Annotated in this window: 23 protein-coding genes and 1 riboswitch; of the genes, 12 read left to right on the forward strand and 11 right to left on the reverse strand. The window is 74.1% G+C overall.

The genetic code is table 11. From position 1 onward, the window contains the following. Positions 1 to 23 precede the first annotated feature (23 nt). Both G6W55_RS00975 and G6W55_RS00980 read left to right on the forward strand, forming a co-directional pair. A complete protein-coding gene (locus G6W55_RS00975) occupies positions 24 to 1553 on the forward strand; it encodes a beta-N-acetylhexosaminidase (protein ID WP_175518784.1) in 1530 nt (509 codons plus the stop codon). A gap of 58 nt (positions 1554 to 1611) precedes the next feature. After that, positions 1612 to 3045 carry a cellulose binding domain-containing protein gene (locus tag G6W55_RS00980; protein ID WP_175518785.1) on the forward strand — a complete coding sequence of 478 codons (1434 nt, stop codon included), beginning with the start codon at positions 1612 to 1614 and terminating at the stop codon, positions 3043 to 3045. A gap of 17 nt (positions 3046 to 3062) precedes the next feature. Here the strand turns inward: G6W55_RS00980 and G6W55_RS00985 are convergent, their stop codons facing one another. Continuing rightward, positions 3063 to 3968 (reverse strand): LysR family transcriptional regulator, encoded by a 906-nt coding sequence (locus G6W55_RS00985; protein ID WP_175518786.1) that lies wholly within the window; start codon positions 3966 to 3968, stop codon positions 3063 to 3065. A gap of 100 nt (positions 3969 to 4068) precedes the next feature. Here G6W55_RS00985 and G6W55_RS00990 point away from each other — a divergent pair, with 100 nt between their 5' ends. After that, positions 4069 to 5085: an NADP-dependent oxidoreductase gene (locus G6W55_RS00990; RefSeq protein WP_175518787.1), complete on the forward strand. Its 1017-nt coding sequence runs from the start codon at positions 4069 to 4071 to the stop codon at positions 5083 to 5085. Here the strand turns inward: G6W55_RS00990 and G6W55_RS00995 are convergent. Further along, positions 5070 to 6014 (reverse strand): amidohydrolase family protein, encoded by a 945-nt coding sequence (locus G6W55_RS00995; RefSeq protein ID WP_175518788.1) that lies wholly within the window; start codon positions 6012 to 6014, stop codon positions 5070 to 5072. The genes G6W55_RS00990 and G6W55_RS00995 overlap by 16 nt on opposite strands. Positions 6015 to 6160: 146 nt before the next feature. Between G6W55_RS00995 and G6W55_RS01000 the strand changes: the two genes are divergently transcribed. Further along, positions 6161 to 7057 carry a polysaccharide deacetylase family protein gene (locus G6W55_RS01000; protein ID WP_175519153.1) on the forward strand — a complete coding sequence of 299 codons (897 nt, stop codon included), beginning with the start codon at positions 6161 to 6163 and terminating at the stop codon, positions 7055 to 7057. Positions 7058 to 7103: 46 nt separating this feature from the next. Continuing rightward, entirely contained in the window at positions 7104 to 7490 is a 387-nt protein-coding gene (locus G6W55_RS01005; RefSeq protein ID WP_175518789.1) for a VOC family protein, read from the forward strand. On the opposite strand, the gene G6W55_RS01010 is transcribed toward G6W55_RS01005, so the two are convergent. Both G6W55_RS01010 and G6W55_RS01015 read right to left on the reverse strand, forming a co-directional pair. Then, entirely contained in the window at positions 7483 to 8376 is an 894-nt protein-coding gene (locus tag G6W55_RS01010) for an oxygenase MpaB family protein (RefSeq protein WP_254876045.1), read from the reverse strand. The genes G6W55_RS01005 and G6W55_RS01010 overlap by 8 nt on opposite strands. Positions 8377 to 8395: 19 nt before the next feature. Then, complete coding sequence (locus tag G6W55_RS01015) at positions 8396 to 8755, reverse strand: helix-turn-helix domain-containing protein (protein WP_175518790.1); 360 nt, start codon at positions 8753 to 8755, stop codon at positions 8396 to 8398. A gap of 144 nt (positions 8756 to 8899) precedes the next feature. Between G6W55_RS01015 and G6W55_RS01020 the strand changes: the two genes are divergently transcribed. Beyond that, on the forward strand, positions 8900 to 9550 hold the full coding sequence (locus G6W55_RS01020; protein ID WP_175518791.1) for an FMN-dependent NADH-azoreductase: 651 nt from the start codon (positions 8900 to 8902) through the stop codon (positions 9548 to 9550). Positions 9551 to 9618: 68 nt separating this feature from the next. Here the strand turns inward: G6W55_RS01020 and G6W55_RS01025 are convergent, their stop codons facing one another. Further along, the gene (locus tag G6W55_RS01025) at positions 9619 to 10677 is read right to left on the reverse strand and encodes an NAD(+)/NADH kinase (RefSeq protein ID WP_175518792.1); all 1059 of its coding nucleotides are present in this window, start codon (positions 10675 to 10677) and stop codon (positions 9619 to 9621) included. Positions 10678 to 10787: 110 nt separating this feature from the next. Further along, a complete protein-coding gene (locus G6W55_RS38275; RefSeq protein ID WP_217686377.1) occupies positions 10788 to 12023 on the reverse strand; it encodes a TetR/AcrR family transcriptional regulator in 1236 nt (411 codons plus the stop codon). 123 nt (positions 12024 to 12146) lie between these two features. On the opposite strand from G6W55_RS38275, the gene G6W55_RS01040 reads away from it, so the two are divergent. Both G6W55_RS01040 and G6W55_RS01045 read left to right on the forward strand, forming a co-directional pair. Next, on the forward strand, positions 12147 to 13304 hold the full coding sequence (locus G6W55_RS01040) for an NAD(P)/FAD-dependent oxidoreductase (RefSeq protein WP_175518793.1): 1158 nt from the start codon (positions 12147 to 12149) through the stop codon (positions 13302 to 13304). Between the two features lie 39 nt (positions 13305 to 13343). After that, complete coding sequence (locus G6W55_RS01045; RefSeq protein ID WP_175518794.1) at positions 13344 to 13574, forward strand: hypothetical protein; 231 nt, start codon at positions 13344 to 13346, stop codon at positions 13572 to 13574. A 15-nt stretch (positions 13575 to 13589) separates the two neighbouring features. Here the strand turns inward: G6W55_RS01045 and lexA are convergent, their stop codons facing one another. Together lexA and cobN are read right to left on the reverse strand one after the other, a co-directional pair. Continuing rightward, positions 13590 to 14261 carry a transcriptional repressor LexA gene (gene lexA / locus G6W55_RS01050; RefSeq protein ID WP_085206365.1) on the reverse strand — a complete coding sequence of 224 codons (672 nt, stop codon included), beginning with the start codon at positions 14259 to 14261 and terminating at the stop codon, positions 13590 to 13592. A gap of 95 nt (positions 14262 to 14356) precedes the next feature. Then, entirely contained in the window at positions 14357 to 17950 is a 3594-nt protein-coding gene (gene cobN, locus G6W55_RS01055; RefSeq protein ID WP_175518795.1) for a cobaltochelatase subunit CobN, read from the reverse strand. Positions 17951 to 18003: 53 nt separating this feature from the next. Beyond that, a riboswitch (cobalamin riboswitch) is annotated at positions 18004 to 18080 on the reverse strand. Positions 18081 to 18181: 101 nt separating this feature from the next. Between cobN and G6W55_RS01060 the strand changes: the two genes are divergently transcribed. Genes G6W55_RS01060 through G6W55_RS01070 form a run of 3 tightly spaced genes read left to right on the forward strand, consistent with a single transcriptional unit; the run spans position 18182 to position 21620 of the window. Then, positions 18182 to 19465, forward strand: coding sequence for a cobalamin biosynthesis protein CobG (locus tag G6W55_RS01060; protein ID WP_175518796.1), 1284 nt, complete (start codon positions 18182 to 18184; stop codon positions 19463 to 19465). Beyond that, positions 19462 to 20133 (forward strand): precorrin-8X methylmutase, encoded by a 672-nt coding sequence (locus G6W55_RS01065; protein ID WP_175518797.1) that lies wholly within the window; start codon positions 19462 to 19464, stop codon positions 20131 to 20133. Before G6W55_RS01060 ends, G6W55_RS01065 begins: the two co-directional genes overlap by 4 nt. Further along, positions 20130 to 21620: a precorrin-2 C(20)-methyltransferase gene (locus G6W55_RS01070; RefSeq protein WP_175518798.1), complete on the forward strand. Its 1491-nt coding sequence runs from the start codon at positions 20130 to 20132 to the stop codon at positions 21618 to 21620. The genes G6W55_RS01065 and G6W55_RS01070 overlap by 4 nt, the downstream gene beginning before the upstream one ends. A 23-nt stretch (positions 21621 to 21643) precedes the next feature. Here G6W55_RS01070 and G6W55_RS01075 read toward each other — a convergent pair whose 3' ends face one another. Continuing rightward, positions 21644 to 22405, reverse strand: coding sequence for a cobalt-precorrin-6A reductase (locus tag G6W55_RS01075; protein ID WP_175518799.1), 762 nt, complete (start codon positions 22403 to 22405; stop codon positions 21644 to 21646). Between the two features lie 32 nt (positions 22406 to 22437). Here G6W55_RS01075 and G6W55_RS01080 point away from each other — a divergent pair, with 32 nt between their 5' ends. After that, a complete protein-coding gene (locus G6W55_RS01080) occupies positions 22438 to 23562 on the forward strand; it encodes a cobalt-precorrin-5B (C(1))-methyltransferase (protein WP_175518800.1) in 1125 nt (374 codons plus the stop codon). Between the two features lie 13 nt (positions 23563 to 23575). On the opposite strand, the gene cobM is transcribed toward G6W55_RS01080, so the two are convergent. Together cobM and cbiE are read right to left on the reverse strand one after the other, a co-directional pair. Beyond that, positions 23576 to 24325 (reverse strand): precorrin-4 C(11)-methyltransferase, encoded by a 750-nt coding sequence (cobM, locus tag G6W55_RS01085; RefSeq protein ID WP_078636442.1) that lies wholly within the window; start codon positions 24323 to 24325, stop codon positions 23576 to 23578. Then, positions 24322 to 25578: a precorrin-6y C5,15-methyltransferase (decarboxylating) subunit CbiE gene (gene cbiE / locus G6W55_RS01090; protein ID WP_175518801.1), complete on the reverse strand. Its 1257-nt coding sequence runs from the start codon at positions 25576 to 25578 to the stop codon at positions 24322 to 24324. Before cbiE ends, cobM begins: the two co-directional genes overlap by 4 nt. Between the last annotated feature and the right edge of the window lie 74 nt (positions 25579 to 25652).

Consider the following 25652-nt stretch of genomic DNA (forward strand, 5'->3'; position numbering starts at 1 on the left):
GCCGACCCCTCCGGGAGACCTCTGTGCCCGCACCCCCACCGGACGCCACCCTGCTGCCCCGGCCCACCAAGTCCCGTGCCCGACAAGGAACGTTCACCTTCTCCCCCACCACCTCCCTGCGCGTCACCGAAGGAGCCGAACCGGCCGCGGAGCTGCTGCGCACGCTGCTGGCCCCCGCCACGGGACTGCCGCTGAGCCCCGCCGCGGACGGGACCGTCGTCCTCGCCCTGGACCCCGGTCTGACGGGCCTCGGCGACGAGGGCTACGGCCTCACCGTCGGCCCCCGCTCCGTGCTGCTGCGCGCCGCCCGGCTCACCGGACTGCTGCGTGGGGTGCAGACCCTCCGTCAGCTCCTGCCCGTACGGGCGCTGGCGGGGACACCGCAGCGCGGGGTGCGCTGGACCCTGCCCTGCGTCGAGATCACCGACGTCCCCCGGCATCCCTGGCGCGGCGCGATGCTCGACGTGGCCCGGCACTTCCAGCCGGCCGCCTATCTGCGCCGCTATGTCGACCTGCTCGCCCTCCACAAGATCAATGTGTTCCATCTGCATCTGACCGACGACCAGGGCTGGCGGATGCCGGTCGCGGCCTACCCCAAGCTCACCGAGATCGGCGGCCACCGCGCACAGTCCCTGGTCGGGGCGACGGGCGACACCTTCGACGGCGTCCCGCACGGCGGCGCCTACACCCGCGCCGAACTGGCGGGCCTGGTCGCGTACGCGGCCGCGCGCGGGGTGACGGTCATGCCGGAGATCGAGATGCCCGGCCATGTCCGGGCCGCCCTGGCCGCCTATCCGCATCTGGGCAACGATCCCGGCCGGACGCTGGACGTCTGGACCAGGTGGGGGGTGTGCGACACGGTCCTCGGCGTGCACGACGAGGTCCTCGACTTCTGCCGCACCGTCCTGGAGGAGGTCATGGACGTCTTCCCGTCGCCGTACGTCCATGTCGGCGGGGACGAGTGCCCGCGCACGGAGTGGGAGCGCAGTCCCGTCGCACAGGCCCGGGTCGCGTCCGAGGGGCTGGGCGGGACCGCCGGACTGCACCGCTGGTTCCTCGGCCGGATCGGGGAGGTCCTCGTGCGTGCCGGGCGGCGGCCGGTCGGCTGGGCCGAGACCGGCACCGAACTGCCCGCCGGCTTCACGGTGATGGCCTGGCGCGATCCCGCGCACGCCCTCGCCGCCGCCGGCCGCGGACACGACGTCGTCAACGCCCACTACCGGGCCACCTACCTGGACTATCCGCAGCGCGACGACCCCGGTGAGCCGCCGGGCCAGCCGGGTGCCGTGGTCGGCCTGCGGGACGTCCACGGCCACGATCCGGTGCCCGAGGGCGCGGACCCGTACGCCGCCGCGCGGGTGCTGGGCACGCAGGCGCAGCTCTGGACGGAGTTCGCCGCGACGCCCGAGCGCCTGGAGCACCTCACCTTTCCCCGGCTGTGCGCCCTCGCGGACCGCGGCTGGAGCGGGCCCACCGCATGGGACGACTTCCGGTCCCGCCTCGACCGGCACACCCCGCGGCTCGACGCGCTGGGAGTGGGCCGCCGTCCCTGAGATCCGACGGCCCCCTCCCCGCCCGGCACCGCGACAACCCCACATGAGAGGAATCAGCATGACGTCACGAACCCGTCCGGGCAGGCCACGCGCCAGTGTGGCCGCGGCCGTCGCCGTGGTCCTCGGCGCGGCCGGCCTCGCCGCCCTGCCCGTCACCGCCGGAGCGGCCGCCGCCGATGTGGCCGTCCAGTACCGGACCAGTGCCACGGGCGCCACGGCGGACCAGTCCGAGCCCTGGCTGAAGGTCAGGAACACCGGCGACGGAGCCGTCCAGCTCAGCACCGTCAAGGTCCGCTACTACTTCAAGGCCGACGGCGCCGGCACCGCCTACCGGTTCGCCTGTTCCTGGGCGGTCAAGGGCTGCGGCAACATCACCGGCACCTTCGGCACCCTCGCCCACCCCACCGCGACCGCCGACCGTTACCTGGAGATCGGCTTCACGCCGGGGGCGGGCAGTCTCGCGCCCGGCGCCGACACCGGGGACATGCAACTGCGCTTCCACCGCGCCGACTGGCAGGTCCTGCGGCAGAGCGACGACTACTCGTTCGGGCCGACGCAGACGACGTACGCCGACTGGTCGAAGGTGACCGCGCAGTTGTCCGGCAGCACGGTGTGGGGCACCGCCCCCGAGGGCAACGGCCCGACGGACCCGCCCACCGATCCGCCGACCGACCCGCCCACCGGCGGACAGACCCTGTTCGACGACTTCACCTACACCACCTCCAGCGACCCGAGGATCGCCGCCAACGGCTGGAGCGTCCGCGCGAACGCGGGCGGCCCCGGCGTGCCCGGCGCCACCTGGGCCCCCGAGAACGTCACCTTCGCCACCTCGGCGGGCAACTCCGTGATGAACCTGCGGACCTCGACCGCGGGCACGGCGGCGAGCACCAAGCAGACCGAAATCCTCACCCAGGCCACGAAGTTCAAGAACGGCACCTACGCGGCCCGGGTCAAGTTCTCCGACGCGCCGGTGTCCGGGCCCGACGGCGACCACCTGGTGCAGACGTTCTTCACCATCAACGACCTCAAGGCCCCGATGGCCGACGACTACGCCGAGTACGACTTCGAGTATCTGCCCAACGGCGGCTGGGGCGAGCCCTCCAACATCCTCTACACGACGTCCTGGGAGACCTACAACCCGGACCCGTGGCAGGCCGTCAACCAGCACACCGAGTCCCGCCAGAGCTACGCCGGCTGGCACGACCTGGTCGTCACCATCGACAACAGCGCCATCACCTACTACGTCGACGGGCAGCACTTCGGCACCCACGACGCGGCCTATCTGCCCGAGCGGCCCATGTCGATCAACTTCAACCACTGGCTGATCGACCTGGCCGGGCAGAGCTCCACCACCGCCCGCTCCTACGACCAGCAGGTCGACTACGTGCTCCACGTCAAGGACCAGGTGCTGACCCCGGCCCAGGTCACCGCCAAGGTCAACGCCTACCGGGCCGCCGGGACCGCGTTCGAGGACACCGTGCCCGCCAACTAGCCCACAGCGCGAAGGACTTACGGCGCTCCCCGGCCCGCGGGGAGCGCCGCCCGCAGTTCCCGTACCAGCGCGCGGACGACGGCCGAGCCGGCCAGTTCGGAGGTGGTGACATAGCCGACCCGGCGGGTCGGACGGCCGGGCCCGAGGTCGGTGATCTGTACCGAGTCGGGCGCTCCGGTCAGGGAGAGGGCCGGCATGATCGCCATGCCGTGGCCGCCGCTCACCAGGGAGAGCACCGCCCCGTCGTCCTCGGCCTCGATGGTGGCCTTCGGGATCCAGTCCTGGGCGGCCCACCAGTCGCGGGTGTACGAGCCGCAGTTCTCCACCCAGTCGACCAGCGGCAGCGAGCGCGGGGCGGGGTGCCCCGGCGCGTGCACGAGGGAGTACGGCTCGTCGAGGAGCCCGTGCGCCACCAGTCCCGGCGGCAGCGGCGCCGAACCGCCCAGGGTGGCGACGGCCAGGTCGGCCCTGCCGTCGGCCACCTCGCCCGCGGTGCCCCGGCCCACCTCGCGGACGACCCGCACCCGCGGCTCGATACCGGGGTGCCGGTCGCGCAGCCGCCGCAGGACGGGAGGCAGCAGATGGAGGGCGGCGCTGCGGAACGCCGCGATGCGCACCACCCCCTCCGCCGCGTCGGGCCGGGCCGCGCCGCGCGCCTCGGCGGCCAGCACGTCAAGGAGCCGCAGCACCCGGCGGGCGTGGGTGACGGCCCGCTCCCCGGCCGGTGTGGTGCGGGCGCCGCCGCGGCCTCGGTCGAAGAGGACGGCGCCGATCTTGCGCTCGCTGCCGCGCACCGAGTGGGAGACCGCGGACTGGGTCAGACCGAGGGCGCCGGCCGCCGCCGAGAAGCCGCCGGTGTCGGCGACGGCCACCAGGACCCGCAGCTCCCGCGGGGCGAGATCGGAGTCGGTCGTGCGGGCCACGGGGCGCTCACCTCGGTGTATGAGTACGGCTCATGAAACGGCGGGTCGCATGAACCCAACCGGCTGCCGGGGCCGGGCATTCCCGTCCTACGGTCCCGGCATGAACGACATCGCGCTCACCGTGCAGCAGACCGCCCGCCCCCACGGCTTCCCCACCAGCGGCGACTTCGCCTTCGTCGAGTCCCCGCTGCCCGAACCCGCGCCCGGCAGCGCGCTCGTGGAGAACCTCTACTGGTCCGTCGACCCCTACCACCGCGAGATGATGGACGACGTGCCCGGCGGCTTCGCGCTCGGCGCGCCCCTGGAGGGCCGGACCCTCGGGCGGGTGGTCGCCTCGCGCACGCCCGGGCTGCGCGAGGGCGAGATCGTGTTCCACCGGCGGGGCTGGCGCACCCACTCGGTGGTCACTCCGGAGGAGAGCCGGACACTGCCCCGGTTCGACGGGGTGCCCCTGACCGCACACTTGAGCGTCCTCGGCGGCACCGGCCTGACCGCCTATGTGGGGCTGACCCGGATCGCCCGGCTCCGGGAGGGCGACGACCTCTTCGTGTCGGCCGCGGCGGGCGGTGTCGGTACGGCGACGGGCCGGTTCGCCCGGCTGCTGGGCGCCGGACGGCTGGTGGGCAGCGCGGGTTCGGCGGCCAAGGCACGGTATCTGACGCGGGAGGTGGGCTACGACGCCGTCTTCGACCACCATGCCGGACCGGCCGCCGCGTTGCTCGCCGAGGTCGCGCCGGACGGGTTCGACGTGTTCGTGGACAACGTGGGCGGTGAGCAACTGGCGGCGGCGGTGGGCGCGTTGCGGGAGTTCGGACGGATCGTCCGGGTCGGCACGATCAGCCAGTACAACACCCCGGACGCGCCGCCGCCGCGCTTCGACCATGCGGACATCGTGGAGAAGAGCATCCGCATGGAGGGCTTCCTGGTCAGCAACTACCGTGACGTGCAGGAGGAGTTGGAGGCGTTCGCGGTGCCGCACCTCCGGAGCGGCCGGCTCGCTCTCGATGAGACGGTGGTGGACGGCTTCGAGCACATCGTGGACGCGTTCCTGGGGATGCTGCGCGGCGAGAACCTGGGCAAGATCATCGTTCGGGACGCCTCTCAGACCCCCGCCTGACCGGGCGCGGCCGTGCCGAACAGCTCCGCCGCGTTGTCGTGGCACACCGCGCGCAGCCAGTCGGCCCCGAGGTCCAGCCGTTCCAGCGCGTGGAGCTGATGCGCGTACGGATAGGGGATGTTGGGGAAGTCGGTGCCGAGGAGGACCCGGTCGCCCAGGTCGGCCAGGCGGGGCAGGGCCGTGCGCGGGAACGGCATGAAGGACTCGGTGAAGTCGGTGAACGCCATCGTGGTGTCCAGCCGCACCTCCCGGTACCGCTCGGCGAGGCCGAAGAACTCCTCGAACTCGGGCATCCCCATGTGCGCGACGATCAGCCGCAGCCGGGGGTGCCGGGCCAGCACCCGGGCGATCGGCTCGGGCCCGGTGTGCTTGCCGGGGGCGGGTCCCGAGCCGCAGTGGATCACCACGGGCACCCCGGCCTCGGCGAGCAACCCCCAGGCGGGCAGCAGGAGTTCGTCGGCAGGGTCGTACGCCCCCACCTGCACATGGGCCTTGAAGACGCGCGCCCCGGCCTCGACGGCCTCCCGGACGTACGCCTCGACGCCCGGTTCGGGGTACAGGGTGGCGGTGTGCAGGCAGTCGGGGGTGCGGCGGGCGAAGTCGACCGCCCAGCCGTTGAGCCAGCGGGCCATGCCGGGCTTGTGCGGGTAGAGCATGGCGGTGAAGGCCCGTACGCCGAACCGCCGCAGCAGGTCCGCGCGTTCCGCCTCCTCCTGCCGGTAGGTGATCGGCCACTCCAGCCCGCCGGTCATCGGCCCGAGCGCGTCGAAGTACTCCCACACCTTGCTGTGGACGCGCTCGGGCATGAAGTGCGTGTGGACGTCGATCAGCCCGGGCAGCCCGAGCCGCTCCCAGAATCGACGGACCTCCTCGATCTCGTCGGTCTTGTCGCCGGGGATGTCGGCGCGGGCCGTGTGGTGATCGTTCATGCCGCCCACGATCGGTCAGGACCGGGCCCCGGGTCCACTCCCCTGCGTCAGGGATCCCTCCCGGAGCGTCAGCGTCCCCTCCCGGACGGAACCTCGGACACATGTTCGCCGTCAAGCAGTGCGAACGGTGCGAGCGGACGAACGGCATGGGGTGGCACGCGGTGGACAGGCGGATCATGGGGGCGGCGCTGGCCGGTCTCCTGCTGGTGACGGGGCTGGCGACGGGGTGCGGGACCGGGCGCGCGGCGGACTCCCCCACCTCCTCCCCGCGCCCCTCCGCGCCGGAGGCCCGGCCGTCCCGCACCGAGGCGGGCGCGCGGACCGGCACCGAGGCGGCCTACCGCAAGTGGGGGATCGAGCCGCTGGCGGCGCCCCCGGCCCCGCCGGCCGACAAGCCCGCGAGCCCGGGGACGGCGGGCGGAACGGGCGGGACGAGCGGTACGGGCGACGGCGGGGTGCCGGTGATCAGCGACATACCCACCGAGGAGAAGATCGTCTTCCTCACCTTCGACGACGGCGCCGAGAAGGACCCGGAGTTCGTGACGATGATGCGCGAGCTGAAGATCCCCTTCACGACGTTCCTCACGGACTCCGCCATCAGCTCCGACTACGGCTACTTCGAGAAGCTCCAGGACCTCGGCGCCGGCGTCCAGAACCACACGCTGACCCACCCCAATCTGCGCACCCTGGGCGCGGCCGCCCAGAAGCAGGAGATCTGCGGCCAGCAGGAGAAGCTGAGGAACCGGTACGGCACCGCGCCCCGGCTGCTGCGCCCGCCCTACGGCAACTGGAACGAGGACACCCGGACCGCCGCGGCGTCCTGCGGTATCGAGGCGATCGTCCTGTGGCGCGAGTCCATGCAGATCAAGAACATGCAGTACCAGCGCGGCGACAAGAAGCTCCACCCCGGTGACATCATCCTGGCCCACTTCCGGGGACCGTCCGAGCTGAAGGGCACGACGATGACCGAGATGACGGCGAACATGCTGCGCCGCATCCAGGAGCAGGGCTTCACCGTGGCCCGCCTGGAGGACTACCTGTGACACCGGCCGGGTAGCGGACCGGGCGGCGCCCGACTTTGATGGGCCCATGAGGATCCATCTGTCGAGCGTCTTCGTCGACGACCAGGAGAAGGCCCTGCGTTTCTACACCGATGTGCTGGGCTTCGTGAAGAAGCACGACGTCCCGCTGGGCGTGGACCGGTGGCTGACCGTGGTGTCCCCGGAGGACCCCGACGGCACCGAACTGCTGCTCGAACCCGCAGGCCATCCCGCCGTACGGCCGTACACGACGGCGCTGGTCGCGGACGGCATCCCGGCCACCTCCTTCGCCGTGGACGACGTCCCGGCGGAGTTCGACCGGCTGCGCGGCCTCGGGGTGCGCTTCACCCAGGAGCCGGTGGAGGCGGGCCCGGTGACCACCGCCGTCCTGGACGACACCTGCGGCAACCTGATCCAGATCGTGCAGGTCAAGTAGAGCGGCCCGCCGCCCGGCGGGCGAGGACCAGGGCCAGGGTGAGCCGCAGCGGCGGCGGCACGAGGGCCGTCAGGACGCGTACGGCGCGGGCGAACCGGCGCAGGGCGCGCTCCTGCCGCGGGCTCCAGCTCAGGTGCAGCCGCTCACGCAGGACGGGCGGCAGGGTGCCGACGGTCACCAACAAGGCGTAGTGCGCGACGAGTCGGGCGACCGGGGTCCAGAGCGGGTCGGGCAGACGGTTGAACGGCTTGGCCGGGTGGGCGAGTTCGGCGAGGACGTCCCGCACCGACGCGTTGTACTCCAGGCGGTGGGTGACCATGTCGTCGTAGTAGGCGAGGAACGACGGCCAGTCCGGGGGCAGTTGACGCTCCTTCAGGCCCCACACGCGGCCCACGTCCCGCATCCCCCGGTAGTACTCCTCCAGTTCGCCCTCCGACATGCCCCTGCCGAACACGGTCAGCGCGTCCACGGGACCCTTGACCAGGGTGGCGTGGACCCAGTGGTACGCCTCGGGGTCGAGCGCGCGGTACGGGCGGCCCGCCGCGTCGGTGCCCTTCATCCCGGCGTGCATCCGGCGCAGTCGGCGCGCCTCGGCGGTGGCCGCCTCCTGACCGCCGTAGACGACGGTGGTGAGCGAGAGCAGGGTGCGGATCAGGCGGGGCCAGGGTTCGGCGCGGAAGTTGCTGTGGTCGGCGACCCCGGCGCCGACGACGGGGTGCGCGACCTGGAGCAGCAGGAGCTGCGGGGCCATGAGCGTGCCGCGGATGTCACCGAAGCGGCGCCAGACCACCTCGCCCCTGCGGGGCGCCCGGATCCGCGCGCTGTTCTCGGCCCGTTCGGCGGGCGGTGCGGCCGGCGGGTCCGACGGGCGCGACATGCCGGTCATCACGCCTCCGTCCTCGTCGTCATCCGGTGCAGGGCCCGCTCTCCGGGAGGTGTTCCTCGGCCCACTTGCCCAGTTCCCTGAGGGCGGGTTCCAGCGCGGCGCCGGACGGGGTCAGCCGGTAGGACACCCGCAGCGGGGGCCCTTCGTCGACCTCACGGACGACCAGACCTGCGGCGCCCAGTTCGGTGAGCCGGTCGGACAGCATGCGCTCGCTGATGCCGGGCACGGCCCTGCACAGGTCGGCGAAGTGGGCGGGCTGTTCCACGAGCACGGCGACGATCGGCCCGGTCCAGCGCTTCCCGAGCAACTGGAAGACGCGGGTGATGCCTCCGTCGACCTGCCTGCATGCCGCTTCGTCGTGCCTCTGCTCCACCGCCATGGCCCCAGGATACTGCCCCTGACGTAGGGAGGTGAGAAAAAGTAAGTCCATGTGCTATCTATAGCTGAGTACGAATGGTCAGTGGGTCGTGCCGGTCCGGCGCACCCGCCGCACCTCGCCCCTTCGCGTCCTGTTGGAGATCACATGGCCACCCTTCTGCACATCGACTCGTCCGTGTTCCCCACGTCCGCGTCCTCCTCCCGCGCCGTGGCCGAGGCGTTCCGCTCGGCCTGGGCGGAGCAGCACCCGGACGGCACGGTGATCCACCGCGACCTCTCCGCCGCACCCGTCCCGCACCTCACCGCCGACGCCCACACCGCGGGACTGTCCGATCCGTCCGGGCACACGCCCGGGCAGGCCGCGGCCTTCGCCGAACGGCTGACGCTGATCGAGGAGCTGGAGCGGGCCGACGCCGTGCTGATCGGCGCCCCGATGTACAACTTCGCGATCCCGTCCACCCTGAAGGCGTGGCTGGACAACGTGATCCTCTTCGGCCGCACGGCGGGCGAGACGCCCACGGCCAAGGGCACCCCGGTCACGGTCATCGCCAGCCGGGGCGGCTCCTACGAGCCGGGCACGCCGCGGGAGTCGTACGAATACGTGCGCACCTACCTGACGACGGTCTTCGCCGACACCCTCGCCATGGACCTGGAGTTCATCGTCCCGGAACTCACCATGGCCCCGCACAACCCGGCCATGTCCGAGCTGGTCCCCCTCTACGAGGCGTCGCGCGAGCGGGCCCTGACGGCGGCGGCCGCCAAGGCGAAGGAACTGGCGGACCGACTGGCCGCGTAGCCCTGCCGACCCACCCAGGCAACGTGGTCCTGCCGAAGGACAGCCGGCAGGACCACGCCCACACCACCCTAGGGTCCGTCCCACACCGAGGACAGCTCCAGGTGGGCCAGGTCGCCCGGTGGGGGTGTCGTCACCGACCACAGGGGGGCGGAGGTGCCGTCGGCGACGGCGGCCGGGGCGTCGGTGAGGTTCATGCGGCGGCGCAGACGGCCGTAGAAGTCCATCGGTCCGAGGCGGACCGCGCGCAGCCGGCGCGGGGAGGCGTACACGGCGATCCACTCCCCCGGCCGGATCACCCCGCGCACCTGCCCGTCGACGCTGACGGCCGCCGATCCGGAGCGTTCGAGCAGCCGCAGCCCGACCGGTTCGTCCGGCGCGGCCACGACCGAGCGGTTGAACGCCATGTGCGGCGCGACCGGCGTGAAGATCAGCGCGTCGGCCCGCGGTGACACCACCGGGCCGCCCGCAGCGAAGCTGTACGCGGTCGATCCCGTCGGGGTGGCCACGAGCAGCGCATCGGCGGAGTAGGCGGCCAGCAGCCGTCCCGCGAGATACACGCCGACGGACACCTGACGGTCCCGGGAGATCTTCTCCAGGACGACGTCGTTCAGCGCGGCCACCTGGAGCGCGACGCCCCATTCCGCGTCGGCCTCGCAGTCGTCGCGGACCTGCGGCGGCGGTGGCACGGGGCCGCGGCCGTACTCCAGCAACGCGCCCATGTCCGGCGGCATTTCGAGGCGGCGCGAGGCACGCATCGTCAGCAGCATGCGGCTGTCGACCGTCATCCGGCCCTCGTGCACGGCGTCCAGCGCGGACCGCACCGCGTCCGCCGGCACCTCGGTCAGGAAGCCGACCCGGCCCAGGTTCACGCCCAGCACCAGCGCGTCGTCCACCGCGGCCAGCCGGGCCCCGCGCAGGAACGTGCCGTCCCCGCCCAGGGTGACGATCAGATCGGGGTCGCCGGCCTCGGCCATCTCCTCGCGGGCGCTGTGCCGTCCGCTGCCCCACACGTCGATCTCCGCGCACGCCACCCCGTGGTCGGCGCACCACCCGCGCACCACCTCGGCGGCGGCCCGCGCCTCGGCGCGCCCTCCGTGCACGACCAGACCGACACGTTGCACCGCCACGAGCACTCCCCACGACCGGACCGACCGGCCGCCATCGTCACAGCGCGGGACGCCCGGCGGGCGGACGCCACGCCGGGCCGGTGGTCCCGCCGACGGTCAGCGAGCGGTCGTCAGCCGGTTTCGGTGAGGCACGCCGGCCAGCCCCGGGCGAGCAGGCCGAGGACGACGTCCAGCGTGCGGCGGGCGTCCGGCTCGGTGCGGGCCAGGTCGGGGATCTGGAGGACGTAGCGGGCGAGCAGCCGGGCGGTGAGGTCGTCGGCGGGCAGCCCGGCCTCCTCGGTCACGGCGGCGGCGAGGTCGTCCTCGGCGACGGTCCAGGTGCGGAGGGCGTGGTCCGCGAGGTCGGGGGTGGCCCGGACCAGCTCCAGGGTCCGCCGGACGTCCGGGTCGGGGTTCCGTTCGAACGGGCCCCGGGACGCCATGTGGTCGTGCAGGGCCCGCAGCACACCGTGTCCGACGGGGCGCTCCCGCACCGCGCGGACGAGGGCGGCGACATGGTCGGCCCGGCCGCCGGGGAAGACCAGGCTGGCCTTGCCGTCGGGGAAGTAGGAGAACAGGGTCGCGAGGGAGACTCCGGCGGCGTCGGCCACCTCGCGGACACCCACGGCGTCGTACCCGTGCTGTTCGAACAGATCCAGTGCGGCCCGGTTGATGGCCGCCCGGGTCTCCGCCTTCTTGCGTTCCCGCAGTCCCGGCGGGCGGGCGGGGGACGCGGCCTCCGCGGGCGGCGCCTCGCGCGGCGGTCTGCGGAGTTCGGGGGCGGGCCAGCCGTCGGCGAGCAGGGTCACCGCGGCGTCGAGGGTGCGGCGCGGGTCGACGTCCTGTCCGGGCCGGGCGCGGTCCAGGAGGAAACGGGCCAGGGCCCGGCCGGCGACGGCGGCGCCCGGCGCGTCGGGGCCCGCCTCGGCGATCGCCCGGCCCAGCTCCTCCTCGTTCCGCAGCCACATCCGGCGGGCGTGGTCGGCCAGGGCGGGGGTGCCGGACACGAGCCGCTGGAACTCCGCGTGCCGGGGGTCGCCGGACGCCGCCTCGATCCGTTCGAGCAGCCAGGACCTGAGCGCCTCCAGGACCGGCGTCCCCTCGGGCCGGTCGCGCACGGCGCCCGTCAGGCTCGCCTGGAGGTCGTCCTCGATGTCGAAGACGAGGGACTCCTTGGTCGGGAAGTGCTTGAACAGACCGCTCATCGACACATCGGCGGCCTCGGCCACGTCCTTGACCGTCACCCGGTCGTAGCCGCGCTCCAGGAACAGCCCGAGGGCGGCCTCCGCGATCGCCTGCCTGGTCGCGGCCTTCTTCCGCGCCCTGCGCCCCACTGCCGCCTCGGTCACCCCGGTCACGTCGGTCATGTCCGCGAGTCTACCGAACCGGACAGAACGACTTCGAAAGTGAAGCTGTTATGGTTTTAGAGCGACTGCACGAATGAACCCGTCTCGGTTTCCGGGCGGGTGGACCCGCAGAGGAGAACGACCATGACCACGCACCCCCACCACCCCATCGCGATCATCGGCGCCGGACTGGGCGGTCTGACCCTGGCCCGCGTCCTGCACACCCGCGGCATCGAGGCGGCCGTGTTCGACCTGGAAGCCGGGCGGCACGTCCGCACCCAGGGCGGCATGCTCGACATCCACGAGGACTCCGGGCAGACCGCGCTCCGCGCCGCCGGCCTGTACGAGCCGTTCCGGGCGCTCGTCCACCCCGGCGGCGAGGCGATGCGGCTCCTCGACCGGGACGCCGCGGTCGTCCTGGAGCGCGGGGACGACGGCGACGGCGGCCGTCCCGAGGTCGACCGCGGACACCTGCGCGACCTCCTGCTGGACTCCCTCCCCGACGGCACGGTCCGCTGGTCCCGCAAGGTGACCGGCGCCCGCGCCCTGGGCGACGGCCGGCACGAGGTGACCTTCGACGACGGCACCGCCGTCACCACCGGTCTGCTGATCGGCGCCGACGGCGCCTGGTCCCGGATCCGCCCCCTGGTGTCCGCCGCGGACCCCGCCTACACCGGGATCAGCTTCGTCGAGCTGGACCTGCTGGACGCCGACACCCGGCACCCCGACAGCGCCGACCTGATCGGCGGCGGCTTCTTCATCGCCCTGCACGACGGGAAGGGCTTCCTCGCGCACCGCGAGACCGACGGCAGCCTGCACGTCTACGCCGCCCACCGCGCCGACGAGGACTGGCTGGACGGCATCGACTTCACCGTGGCCGACGGGGAGACCCCGCTCGCCAAGCAGGCGCTGCTCGACTCCTTCGCCGACTGGAGCCCCCGCTTCCGGACCCTGATCGCCGACGCCGACGGCCCCCTCGTACCGCGCCGTATCCACGCGCTGCCCGTCGGCCACCACTGGGACCGGGTCCCCGGCGTCACCCTGCTCGGCGACGCCGCGCACCTGATGTCACCCTTCGCGGGCGAGGGCGCCAACCTGGCCATGCTCGACGGCGCCCTCCTGGGCCTGGCCCTGGCCGACCACCCCGACGACACCGAGGCCGCGCTGACCGCCTACGAGAAGGAACTCTTCCCCCGCGGCGAAGCCTCGGCGACCGAGTCGGCGACCTGGCTCACCCAGATGTTCGGCCCCGACCCGATGGCGGGCCTGGTCGAGCAGTTCACGGCGCACGAGCGGGGCTGACGGCATGCGCGCCGCCCGGACAGGGCACAGGCTGGTGGCATGGCTACCCCGTACACAGTCGTGGTCTATCCGCCGGCGGCGGACGGCGGCCGCCGGGTGCGGTCCGGCGCGCACTTCCTGGGCATGGCGTACGGCCTGCTGGACATCGCCGAGTTCCTGCGCGACGCCGGTGTGGACGACGCGGACGAGACGTACGTCGAGACGTCCCCCCGCATCGAATGGCGAGGGGGCGGCCCGAAGGCGTGGGACGCCGAGCAGACCCCGGGCTGAGCGCGGGGCCGCCGGCTACAGCAGGCGCAGCACCCCGACCACCTTGCCCAGGATCTGCGCGCCGTCGCCGGGGATCGGGGCGTAGGCCGGGTTGCGGGGCATCAGCCAGACCTGGCCGTCCTGGCGGCGCAGGACCTTGACCGTCGCCTCGTCCTCCAGGAGGGCGGCGACGATGTCGCCGTGGTCGGCGCTGTCCTGGCGGCGGACGGTCACGATGTCGCCGTCGCAGATCGACGCCTCGATCATGGAGTCGCCGGAGACCGTCAGGGCGAACAGCTCGCCCTCGCCGACCACCTGGCGGGGCAGGCAGTAGACGTCCTCGATCATCTCCTCGGCGAGCAGCGGCGCGCCCGCCGCGATCCGGCCGACGAGCGGGACGTCGATCCGGGTGTCGTCCCGGTCCGCCAGGTCGGGTGCCCAGGAGGGCCGTACGCGGTAGGCGCGCGGGGTGTGCGGGTCGCGGTAGAGGACGCCCTTGCGTTCCAGGGCCGTCAACTGGTGGGCCACCGAGGAGGTGCTGGCGAGCCGGACGGCCTGGCCGATCTCCCGCATGGACGGCGGGTAGCCCTGCCGCTCGACGGTCTCCGTGATGAAGCGGACGATGGCGGACTGCCGCTGCGTCAGCTCGCCCCGCGGGGACTGGGGGCCCGGGGGGCGGCCCCTGAGGGCGGGCACGGTGTTCTCCATCCTGGCACCTCCGTACAAGATCGTCGGAACGACCTTAACCCGCCACCCGCCATAAATGGAACATCCTGTCGAATCAGGAGCCCCCCGGCCGTTCGTCAGCCGTCGCCTTCGAGGTCCCCCTCCGTCTCCAGGAACACCCGCCGCAGCTCCTCGAGGACCGCCGGATCCGGCTTCGCCCACATACCGCGCGACTCGGCCTCCAGGAGACGCTCGGCGATGCCGTGCAGCGCCCAGGGGTTGGCCTGCTGGAGGAACTCGCGGTTGGCCGGGTCCAGGACGTACGTCTCGGTGAGCTTGTCGTACATCCAGTCGGCGACCACGCCGGTCGTGGCGTCGTAGCCGAACAAGTAGTCCACGGTCGCGGCGAGTTCGAAGGCGCCCTTGTAGCCGTGGCGGCGCATCGCCTCGATCCACTTCGGGTTGACGACCCGGGCGCGGAAGACGCGGGAGGTCTCCTCGACCAGCGTGCGGGTGCGGACCGTCTCGGGGCGGGTGGAGTCGCCGATGTACGCCTCGGGCGCCGTGCCGCGCAGCGCGCGGACGGTGGCCACCATGCCGCCGTGGTACTGGAAGTAGTCGTCGGAGTCGGCGATGTCGTGCTCACGGGTGTCCGTGTTCTTGGCGGCCACCGCGATCCGCTTGTACGCCGTCTCCATCTCGTCGCGCGCCGGACGCCCGTCGAGTTCACGGCCGTAGGCGTAGCCGCCCCAGACCGTGTAGACCTCGGCGAGGTCGGCGTCGGTGCGCCAGTCGCGGGAGTCGATGAGCTGGAGCAGCCCGGCGCCGTACGTGCCGGGGCGGGAGCCGAAGATCCGGGTGGTGGCGCGGCGTTCGTCACCGTGCTCCGCCAGGTCCGCCTGCACATGGGCGCGGACGTGGTTGGCCTCGGCCGGCTCGTCCAGCGACGCGGCGAGGCGTACGGCGTCGTCGAGGAGGCCGACCGTGTGCGGGAAGGCGTCGCGGAAGAAGCCCGAGATGCGCAGGGTCACGTCGATGCGGGGGCGGCCCAACTCCTCGTGCGGGACGGCTTCGAGGCCGGTGACACGGCGGGAGGCGTCGTCCCAGACGGGGCGGACGCCGAGCAGGGCGAGGGCCTCGGCGACGTCGTCGCCCGCGGTGCGCATGGCGCTGGTGCCCCACAGCGACAGACCGACGGAGGTGGGCCATTCACCGTTGTCGGTGCGGTAGCGCTCCAGGAGGGAGTCGGCGAGGGCCTGGCCGGTCTCCCAGGCGAGGCGCGAGGGCACGGCCTTGGGGTCGACGGAGTAGAAGTTGCGGCCGGTCGGCAGGACGTTGACCAGTCCGCGCAGCGGGGAGCCGGAGGGGCCGGCCGGGACGAACCCGCCGTTCAGGGCGTGCAGGGTGTGCTGGAGTTCGGCGGTGGTGGCGGCGAGCCGCGGGACGACCTCGCGGGCGGCGAACTCCAGGACGGCGGCGACCTGTTCGCCGTGCTCGTCGGGCACGGCGTCGGGGTCCCAGCCGAGTTCCTCCATCCGCTCGACCAGGGCGCGGGCCTTGGCCTCCGCCTCGTCGGCGGTGGTGCGGGTGGCCGCGGACTCGTCCAGACCGAGCGCCTCGCGCAGTCCGGGCAGGGCGGTGGTGCCGCCCCACATCTGGCGGGCGCGCAGGATCGCCAGGACGAGGTTGACGCGGTCGGCGCCGGCCGGCGGATTGCCGAGCACATGCAGGCCGTCGCGGATCTGGGCGTCCTTGACCTCGCAGAGCCAGCCGTCGACATGCAGGAGGAAGTCGTCGAAGCCGTCGTCGTCGGGGCGGTCGTCCAGGCCGAGGTCGTGGTCGAGCCGGGCGGCCTGGATGAGGGTCCAGATCTGGGCGCGGATCGCGGGCAGCTTCGCCGGGTCCATGGCGGAGATCTGCGCGTACTCGTCGAGGAGTTGCTCCAGCCGCGCGATGTCGCCGTAGGAGTCGGCGCGGGCCATCGGCGGCACCAGGTGGTCCACGAGGGTGGCGTGGACGCGGCGCTTGGCCTGGGTGCCCTCACCGGGGTCGTTGACCAGGAACGGGTAGATCAGCGGCAGGTCGCCGAGGGCGGCGTCGGGGCCGCAGGCGGCGGACAGGCCGGCGTTCTTGCCGGGCAGCCACTCCAGGTTGCCGTGCTTGCCGAGGTGGATCATCGCGTCGGCGCCGAAGCCGCCGTCGGCCGCGGGGGCGGCGATCCAGCGGTAGGCGGCGAGGTAGTGGTGCGAGGGCGGCAGGTCCGGGTCGTGGTAGATGGCGATGGGGTTCTCGCCGAAGCCGCGCGGCGGCTGGATGAGGATCAGCAGGTTCTCGAAGCGGAGCGCGGCGAGCACGATGTCGCCCTCGGGATTGCGGCTGCGGTCCACGAACATCTCGCCTGGCGCCGGACCCCAGTGCTCCTCTACGGCGGTGCGCAGTTCCTCGGGCAGGCCGGCGAACCAGCGCCGGTAGTCCGCCGCCGGGATGCGCACCGGGTTGCGGGCGAGCTGCTCCTCGGTCAGCCACTCCTGGTCGTGGCCGCCGGCCTCGATGAGCGCGCGGATCAGCTCGTCGCCGTCGCCGGAGACGAGCCCGGGGACGTCGGCGCCGCCGAAGTCGTAGCCCTCCTCCTTGAGGCGCCGCAGCAGGGCGACGGCGCTGGCGGGGGTGTCCAGGCCGACCGCGTTGCCGATGCGGGAGTGCTTGGTGGGGTAGGCGGACAGCACCAGCGCGAGCCGCTTGTCGGCGGCCGGGATGTGGCGCAGCCGGGCGTGGCGTACGGCGATGCCGGCGACGCGGGCCGCGCGCTCGGGGTCGGCGACGTAGGCGGGCAGGCCGTCGGCGTCGATCTCCTTGAAGGAGAACGGCACGGTGATCAGCCGGCCGTCGAACTCGGGCACGGCGATCTGGCTGGCCGCGTCCAGCGGGGAGACGCCCTCGTCGTTGGCGTCCCAGTCGGAGCGGGACGAGGTCAGGCACAGGGCCTGGAGGATGGGGACGTCGAGGGCGGTGAGGGCGCCCGCGTCCCAGGACTCGTCGTCGCCGCCGGCCGACGCCTCGGCGGGCCGGGTGCCGCCCGCGGCGAGGACGGTGGTCACGATGGCGTCGGCCGGGCGGAGCCGGTCGATCAGTTCGGGCTCGGGGGCGCGCAGCGAGGCCACGTACAGCGGCAGGGCCCGGCCGCCGGCCGCCTCGATCGCGTCGCACAGGGTGTGCACGAAGGCGGTGTTGCCGCTCATGTGGTGGGCGCGGTAGTAGAGCACGGCGATCGTCGGGCCGCCCTCGGGCAGCTCGCGCTCCGGGCGCTCCAGCGGCCCCCAGGTCGGGGCGGGCGCCGGGGGTTCGAAGCCGTGGCCGGTGAGGAGCACGGTGTCGGAGAGGAAGCGGGCGAGCTGCTCCAGGTTGGCGGGGCCGCCGTGGGCGAGGTAGGCGTGCGACTCGGCGGCGATGCCGACCGGGACGGTGGAGGCGGCCATCAACTGGGCGTCGGGGGCCTGTTCGCCGGTGAGGACGACGACCGGGCGGCCGTCGGCCAGCAGCAGATCGAGGCCGTCCTGCCAGGCGCGCAGCCCGCCGAGGAGGCGTACGACGACCAGGTCCACGCCGTCCAGGAGGGCGGGCAGGTCGTCGAGGGGGAGGCGGGCCGGGTTGGCGAAGCGGTAGGCGACCGGGCCGGCGGCGGCGCGCGCGCTGAGCAGGTCGGTGTCGGACGTCGACAGCAGGAGGATCATGCGGCGTCGGCCTTCCTCGGGGTGTCCGCGCCCCGGGTGGTGTCGGACGGCGGGAGTTCCTGGCTCACCCGTCCCCTGGGGGACGGGCTCACAGTGGCGGGACCGCGCCGGAGTCGCACCGGGCTTCCTCCCCTGTCGCCGTCGTGGCGATGGCGGACCGGGTGATCCACCAGGGAGCATAGTAAGGGGCGGCGAACTGGGGCGTGGCATACGTCCACCGGGGCGGTGGGTATGCTCGCCGCCGTGTCCACCCCTGCCGTCCCCTCATCGCCCCAGGCCACAGCGGTCTCCCGGGACCGCGGTGACGCCTGCCCGGGAACGCTGCGGCTGCACGCGGCGGATGACGGGGCGCTGGCCCGGGTCCGGCTGCCGGGCGGTGTGCTGACCGTCCGCCAGGCCCGCGCGCTGGGCGACGCGGCCCGGCTCCTGGGCGACGGCGATCTGCATCTGACCTCGCGCGGCAACGTCCAACTGCGCGGTCTGGACGGCGGTTGCGGCGCCGAACTGGCCGCACTGCTCGGCGCGGCCGGGCTGCTGCCCTCACCGGAGCACGAGCGGGTGCGCAACGTGGTGGCCTCGCCGCTGTCCGGTCTCGACGGGCGCGGTCTGCGTGACGTACGGCCCTGGCTCACCGGCCTCGACGCGGCGCTGTGCGCGAGCGGGCGGGCCCGGGAGTTGTCGGGGCGGTTCCTGTTCGCGCTGGACGACGGCCGCGGGGACGTGGCCGGGCTCGGTGCGGACGTGACGCTGCGGGCCACCGACGACGGGGGCGCCTGGCTCGGCCCCGGCGGGATCCGGGTGTCGGCGCAGGACGCGCCGCGGGCCGCTCTGGTGACCGCCGAGACCTTCCTGGACGCGGCGCGGGAGACCACCGGACGGGCCTGGCGGGTCTCCGAACTGGGCTTGCCTCAAGAGGAGTTGGCCGACCGGGTCCGGCGGGGACTGACCGCCGCCGGCATCGCCCACGAGGAGCGCACCGGCTCCACCGCGCGCACGGACGGACCGGCGCCGGGCGTGACCGGCGGCGCCCTGTCCGCGCACATCCCGCTGGGCCGCCTCTCGGCCGGCCAGTGGAGCACGCTGACCGCCGTCGCCGACGACGAACTGCGGCTGACCCCGTGGCGCGGGGCCGTCGTCCCCGTCCCCGGCAGGAGCCCGGCCCGGGTCGCCGAGTCGCTGACCCGGCTGTCCGCCGCCGGGCTCGTCACCGACCCGGACTCCCCCTGGCCGCGCGTCGGCGCGTGTGTGGGACATCCCGGGTGTGCGAAATCCCACTCCGACGTCCGAGCGGACGCGGCCTACGCTCTCGACGCGGCCCGGCTCAGCCCCCTGCCGCTGTACTGGTCCGGCTGTGAACGCCGTTGCGGTCGTCCGCACGGCGACCGGATCGACGTGGTCGCGGCCGAGGGCGGCGGCTACCGGCTCACCACCGCCCGGCCGGGCCGGGAACCGCGCACCGCCGCGACGACCGACGCTTCCCATCTCGCCGCCGCCCTGGCGGCGATCACCTCATGAGCCGTCCGACCACCGAGAGCAGCGAGACGAACACCGTGACCAGCTACGACTACGAGAAGGACGGCGCGGCCATCTACCGTCAGTCCTTCGCCACCATCCGCGCGGAGGCGGACCTCGCGGGGCTGCCCGCCGACGTCAGCCAGGTCGCGGTGCGCATGATCCACGCCTGCGGCATGGTCGACCTCGTGCGGGACCTCTCGTACTCGTCCGCCGTGGTGGCCCGGGCCCGCGCCGCGCTGCGGGCCGGCGCGCCCATCTTCACCGACGTGCAGATGGTGGCCAGCGGGGTGACCCGCAAGCGGCTGCCCGCCGGCAACGACGTGCTGTGCACCCTGTCCGACCCGGCCGTTCCCGAGCTGGCGGCGAAGCTCGGCACCACCCGCAGCGCCGCCGCGCTGGAGCTGTGGCGGGACCGCCTCGAAGGCTCGGTCGTCGCGGTCGGCAACGCGCCCACCGCGCTCTTCCGGCTGCTGGAGATGATCGACGAGGGCGCTCCCCGGCCCGCCGCCGTCATAGGGGTGCCCGTCGGGTTCATCGGGGCCGCCGAGTCCAAGGACGCGCTGGCCGCGCACCCGTCCGGTCTTGACCACCTGGTGGTGCGGGGGCGCCGGGGCGGCAGCGCCCTGGCCGCCGCCGCTCTCAACGCGATCGCGAGCGAGGAAGAATGAGCGGGAAGCTCTACGGGGTGGGGCTCGGCCCCGGTGACCCGTCCCTGATGACGGTGCGCGCGGTCGAGGTCATCGGCGAGGCCGATGTGATCGCCTACCACAGCGCCCGGCACGGCCGGTCCATCGCCCGCTCGATCGCGGCCAAGCATCTGCGCGACGACCACATCGAGGAGCGGCTGGTCTACCCGGTCACCACGGAGACCACCGACCATCCGGGCGGCTACCAGGGGGCGATGGAGGAGTTCTACGCCGAGTCGGCCGCCCGGCTCGCCGCGCACCTGGACGCGGGCCGCACGGTGGCGGTCCTCGCCGAGGGCGATCCTCTCTTCTACGGCTCCTACATGCACATGCACAAGCGGCTCGCGGACCGCTACGACACCGAGGTGATCCCCGGTGTCACCTCCGTGTCGGCCGCCGCCGCCCGGCTGGGCGCGCCGCTCGCCGAGGGCGAGGAGGTGCTGACGATCCTGCCGGGCACGCTGCCCGAGGAGGAGCTGACCGCGCGACTGGCCGCCACGGACGTGGCGGTGGTGATGAAGCTGGGCCGTACCTTCCCCAAGGTGCGGCGGGCGCTGGAGCGTTCGGGCCGGCTCGCCGAGACGCGGTATGTGGAGCGGGCCACGATGAGCGGGGAGCGGGTCGCCGAACTGGCGGACGTGGACGCGGAGTCGGTGCCGTACTTCGCGGTGGCCGTACTGCCCAGCCAGGTCGACGCCGAGCGGCCCGCGGCGCGCGAGCGCGGCGAGGTCGTCGTGGTCGGGACCGGTCCTGCGGGGCCGCTGTGGCTGACGCCCGAGTCGCGGGGCGCGCTGGCCGCCGCCGACGACCTGGTCGGCTACACCACCTACCTCGACCGGGTGCCGTCGCGGGCCGGGCAGGCACGGCACGGCTCGGACAACCGGGTGGAGTCCGAGCGCGCCGAGTTCGCCCTGGACCTGGCGCGGCGCGGGCGGCGGGTGGCCGTCGTCTCCGGCGGCGACCCGGGCGTCTTCGCGATGGCGACCGCCGTCCTGGAGGCCGCCGCGCAGAAGGAGTACGCGGACATCCCGGTGCGGGTGCTGCCGGGGGTGACCGCCGCCAACGCGGCGGCCGCCCGCGCGGGCGCCCCGCTCGGCCACGACTACGCCACGATCTCGCTCTCCGACCGGCTCAAGCCGTGGGAGGTCATCGCCGAACGCCTGCGGGCGGCCGCCGCGGCCGACCTGGTGCTCGCCCTGTACAACCCCGGCTCGCGCAGCCGCACCTGGCAGGTGGGCAAGGCCCGTGAACTCCTCCTGGAGCACCGGGCCCCGGACACCCCGGTGGTGGTCGCACGCGATGTCGGCGGCCCGGAGGAGCGGGTGCGGATCGTCCGGCTGGCCGATCTGGACCCGGCCGAGGTCGACATGCGCACGATCCTCCTCGTCGGCTCCTCCCAGACGCGGGCCGTACGGCGGGACGACGGTCGGGACATCGTCTGGACGCCGCGCCGGTACCCGGAGGCGTGAGCGGACGGCGGGGCCGGGTCTTGTCAGCCGGGCGGGAGGCGGTGGCCCGGGTGGGCGAGGAGCCAGGTCACCGCGTCCTCCGGGGTCGGTACGACGGGGACGCCCTCCGGGGCCGGCGGTCTGCGGACCACGACCACCGGGACGCCGGCCTCGCGGGCCGCGGTGAGCTTGGGGGCGGTGGCCGCTCCCCCGCTGTCCTTCGTCACCACGACGTCGATCCGGTGACGGCGCAGCAGGTCGCGTTCACCGTCGAGGGTGAAGGGGCCCCGGTCGAGCAGGACCTCCGTGCGCGCCGGGTACGGCGGTTCGGGCGCGTCGACGGAGCGGACCAGGAACCACAGGTCGGCGGGGAGGTCCGCGAAGGCGGCCAGGCCCATGCGGCCGGTGGTGAGGAAGACACGGCGGCCGAGCCCCGGCAGCGCCGCGGCCGCCTCCGCCAGCGAGTCCACCTCCCGCCAGCGGTCCCCGGGGACGGGCGCCCAGCCGGGGCGGCGCAGGGCGAGCAGGGGAACTCGGGCGTCTGCGGCGGCTTCTGCCGCGTGGAAGCTCATCGTCCCGGCGAAGGGGTGGGTGGCGTCGACGAGCACGTCGGCCGCGTGCTCGCGCAGCCAGGCCGTCAGCCCCTCGGTGCCGCCGAAGCCGCCGATCCTGACCTCGCCCGGAGGCAGCCGGGGCGCGGCGACGCGTCCGGCGAGGGAGTTGGTGAGGCGCAGGCCGGGCGTGCCGTGCAGCAGTTCGGCGAGACGGCGGGCCTCCGTGGTCCCGCCGAGAATCAGTACATGCACGAGAGAGTCCGGTTCCGATCGTGAGCGGTGACGTGACAGGCGAGGGTGCGGCCCGGGGCGGCCGCGCCGCCCAACTCAAGCACACCGGGCTGCGGCCCGGCTGGACCACCGGTGCCTGTGCGACGGCGGCGACGACCGCCGCGTACACGGCCCTGCTGACCGGCGCGTTCCCCGACCCGGTGACGATCACGCTGCCCCGGGGGCAGACGCCGTCGTTCGCGCTGGCCGCCGAGGAGCTGGCGGACGGGTCCGCGACGGCGGGGGTCGTGAAGGACGCGGGCGACGATCCGGACGTCACGCACGGGGCGCTGATCCGGGCCACGGTACGGCGGCTGCCGGCCGGGGCCGGGGTGGTGTTCCGGGCGGGTCCCGGGGTGGGCACGGTCACCCGCCCCGGACTGCCGCTGCCCGTCGGCGAGCCGGCCGTGAACCCGGTGCCGCGCCGGATGATGAGCGAGCACGTCGCCGAGGTCGCCGCCCGGTACGGGGCGCCGGGGGACGTGGAGATCACCGTGTCCGTGGACCACGGCGAGGAGATCGCCCGCTCCACCTGGAATCCGCGCCTGGGCATCCTCGGGGGCCTGTCCATCCTCGGGACGACCGGGATCGTGGTGCCGTACTCCTGCTCGGCGTGGATCGACTCGATCCGGCGGGGTGTCGACGTGGCGCGGGCGGCGGGCCGTACGCATGTCGCCGGGTGCACCGGGTCGACGTCGGAGAGGACGGTCGTCGCCGAGTACGGGCTGCCCGAGGACGCCCTGCTCGACATGGGCGACTTCGCGGGGGCCGTGCTGAAGTACGTCCGCCGTCATCCGGTGGAGCGGCTCACCGTCTGCGGCGGTTTCGCCAAGCTGTCCAAGCTGGCCGCCGGACATCTGGACCTGCACTCGGCGCGCTCCCAGGTCGACAAGGGCTTCCTCGCCGGTCTGGCCCGGCGCGGCGGCGCGGACCCGGCGCTGGCCGCCGAGGTCGCGGAGGCGAACACCGGTCTGGCGGCGCTCCAGTTGTGCCGGGCGGCCGGGGTGCCGCTCGGCGATCTGGTGGCGACGGCGGCCCGCGACCAGGCGCTGGCCGTGCTGCGGGGCGCGCCGGTCGCGGTCGACGTCATCTGTATCGACCGGGCGGGCACGGTGGTGGGGCGCAGCACGGTGGCCTGAGCCCGGACGGCGGTCAGCAGACGTGGCGTTCGCGCTCCGGCGAGTACAGGTGGCTGTCGCGGAACTGCTCGGCGCCCAGCGTCCGCCCGACCATGATGACGGCGGTGCGCAGCACCCCCGCCTCCTTCACCTTCCCGGCGATCTCGTCGAGGGTGCCCCGGATGATCAGCTCCTCCGGGCGGGAGGCGTACGCCACGACGGCCGCCGGGCAGTCGGCGCCGTAGTGCGGCAGCAGTTCGGCGACGACCCGGTCCACGTACCGGGCCGCCAGGTGGAGCACGATCAGGGCGCCGCTGCGGCCCAGGGTGGCCAGGTCCTCGCCGTCGGGCATGGCGGTGGCCTGCTGGGCGACGCGGGTGAGGATGACGGTCTGGCCGACGGTCGGCACGGTCAACTCCCGCTTGAGGGCGGCCGCGGCGGCGGCGAAGGCGGGCACACCGGGCACGACCTCGTAGGGCACCCCGGCCGCGTCCAGGCGGCGCATCTGCTCGGCGACCGCGCTGAACACCGACGGGTCCCCGGAGTGCAGCCGGGCCACGTCGTGCCCCTCCTCGTGCGCGCGCACCAACTCGGCGACGATCTGGTCCAGATCGAGCTGGGCGGTGTCCACCAGGCGGGCGTCCGGCGGGCATTCGGCGAGCAGTTCGCGCGGGACCAGGCTGCCCGCGTACAGGCAGACCCGGCAGGCGGCGAGCGTACGGGCGCCGCGCACCGTGATCAGGTCGGCGGCACCGGGTCCCGCGCCGATGAAGTACACGGTCATTCGTCTGCTCCTGACAACGTGTCGGGGGTCTTCTGTACCGACCACTGGGTGACCGGCATGGCCTGCCGCCACCCGGTGAAGCCGCCCACGGGCACGGCGTGCGCCACCGCGAGCCGGACCAGTTCGCCGCCGTGGCGCCTGCGGGCGTCGGCGAGGAGGGCCTCGGACTCCAGCGTCACGGTGTTGGCGACCAGCCGTCCGCCGGCCGGCAGGGCCGCCCAGCAGGCGTCGAGGAGACCGGGCGAGGTGAGTCCGCCGCCGATGAACACGGCGTCGGGGGTGGGGAGTCCGGGCAGCGCGTCGGACGCGGAGGCGGTGACCACGCGCAGTCCCGGCACGCCGAGCCGGTCGGCGTTGCGGGCGATCCGCTCCGCCCGTACGGGGTCGCGCTCGACGCTGACCGCCCGGCACGAGGGGTGGACGCGCATCCACTCGACGGCGATCGAACCGGACCCGCCGCCGATGTCCCACAGCAGTTCGCCGGGGGCGGGGGCGAGCGCCGCGAGGGTGGCGGCGCGGACATGCCGTTTGGTGAGCTGTCCGTCGTGCTCGTAGGCGTCGTCCGGGAGTCCCGGTACGGCGCCGAGGCGCAGGGCGTCCGGGGCGCGGCGGCAGTCGACGGCGACGACGGCGAGGGGGTCGCCGGGCGGGCGCTCCCACCGGGCGGCGGTGTCCTCGTCCGTCACGTGTTCCTGCGGGCCGCCGAGCTGTTCGAGGACCCGCATCCGGCTCGGGCCGAAGCCGTGGTCGCGCAGCAGGGCGGCGACGGCGGCGGGGGCGGTCGCGTCGGCGCCGAGGACGAGGATCCGGCGGCCGTGGTGCAGGGCGGCGGCGAGCCGTGCGGCGGGCCGGCCGACGAGCGTGACGACCTCGACGTCCTCCAGCGGCCAGCCGAGCCGGGCGGCGGCGTAGGACACGGAGGAGGGGTGCGGCAGGACGTGCGGGGCGGCGCCCTCCTCGACGAGGGCGCGGCCGATGCCGTAGAACATCGGGTCGCCGCTGGCCAGGACGGCGATGCGGCGGCCGGCGTGGGCGGTGAGGAGTCCGGCGACGGCGGGGCGCAGCGGCGAGGGCCAGGCGACGCGTTCGCCCGCGCACGGCGGGGGCAGCAGGCCGAGCTGGCGCGGGCCGCCGATCAGCACCTCTGCGTCGCGCAGGGCCGCCCGGGAGGCGTCGGTGAGGCCGTCCCATCCGTCGGCTCCGATCCCGACGACGGTGACGGCGAGCGGCGGTCCTGGACGTACGGGAGTCACTGCGCGGTACCTCGGGTCTCGGGGGCGACAGTGCCGCACTCTACCCGGCGGTGACCAGCGCACTCGTGCTCGGC

Origin of the sequence: Streptomyces sp. CAI-85, assembly GCF_013363615.1 — a bacterium.
GTDB lineage: Bacteria > Actinomycetota > Actinomycetes > Streptomycetales > Streptomycetaceae > Streptomyces > Streptomyces antibioticus_B.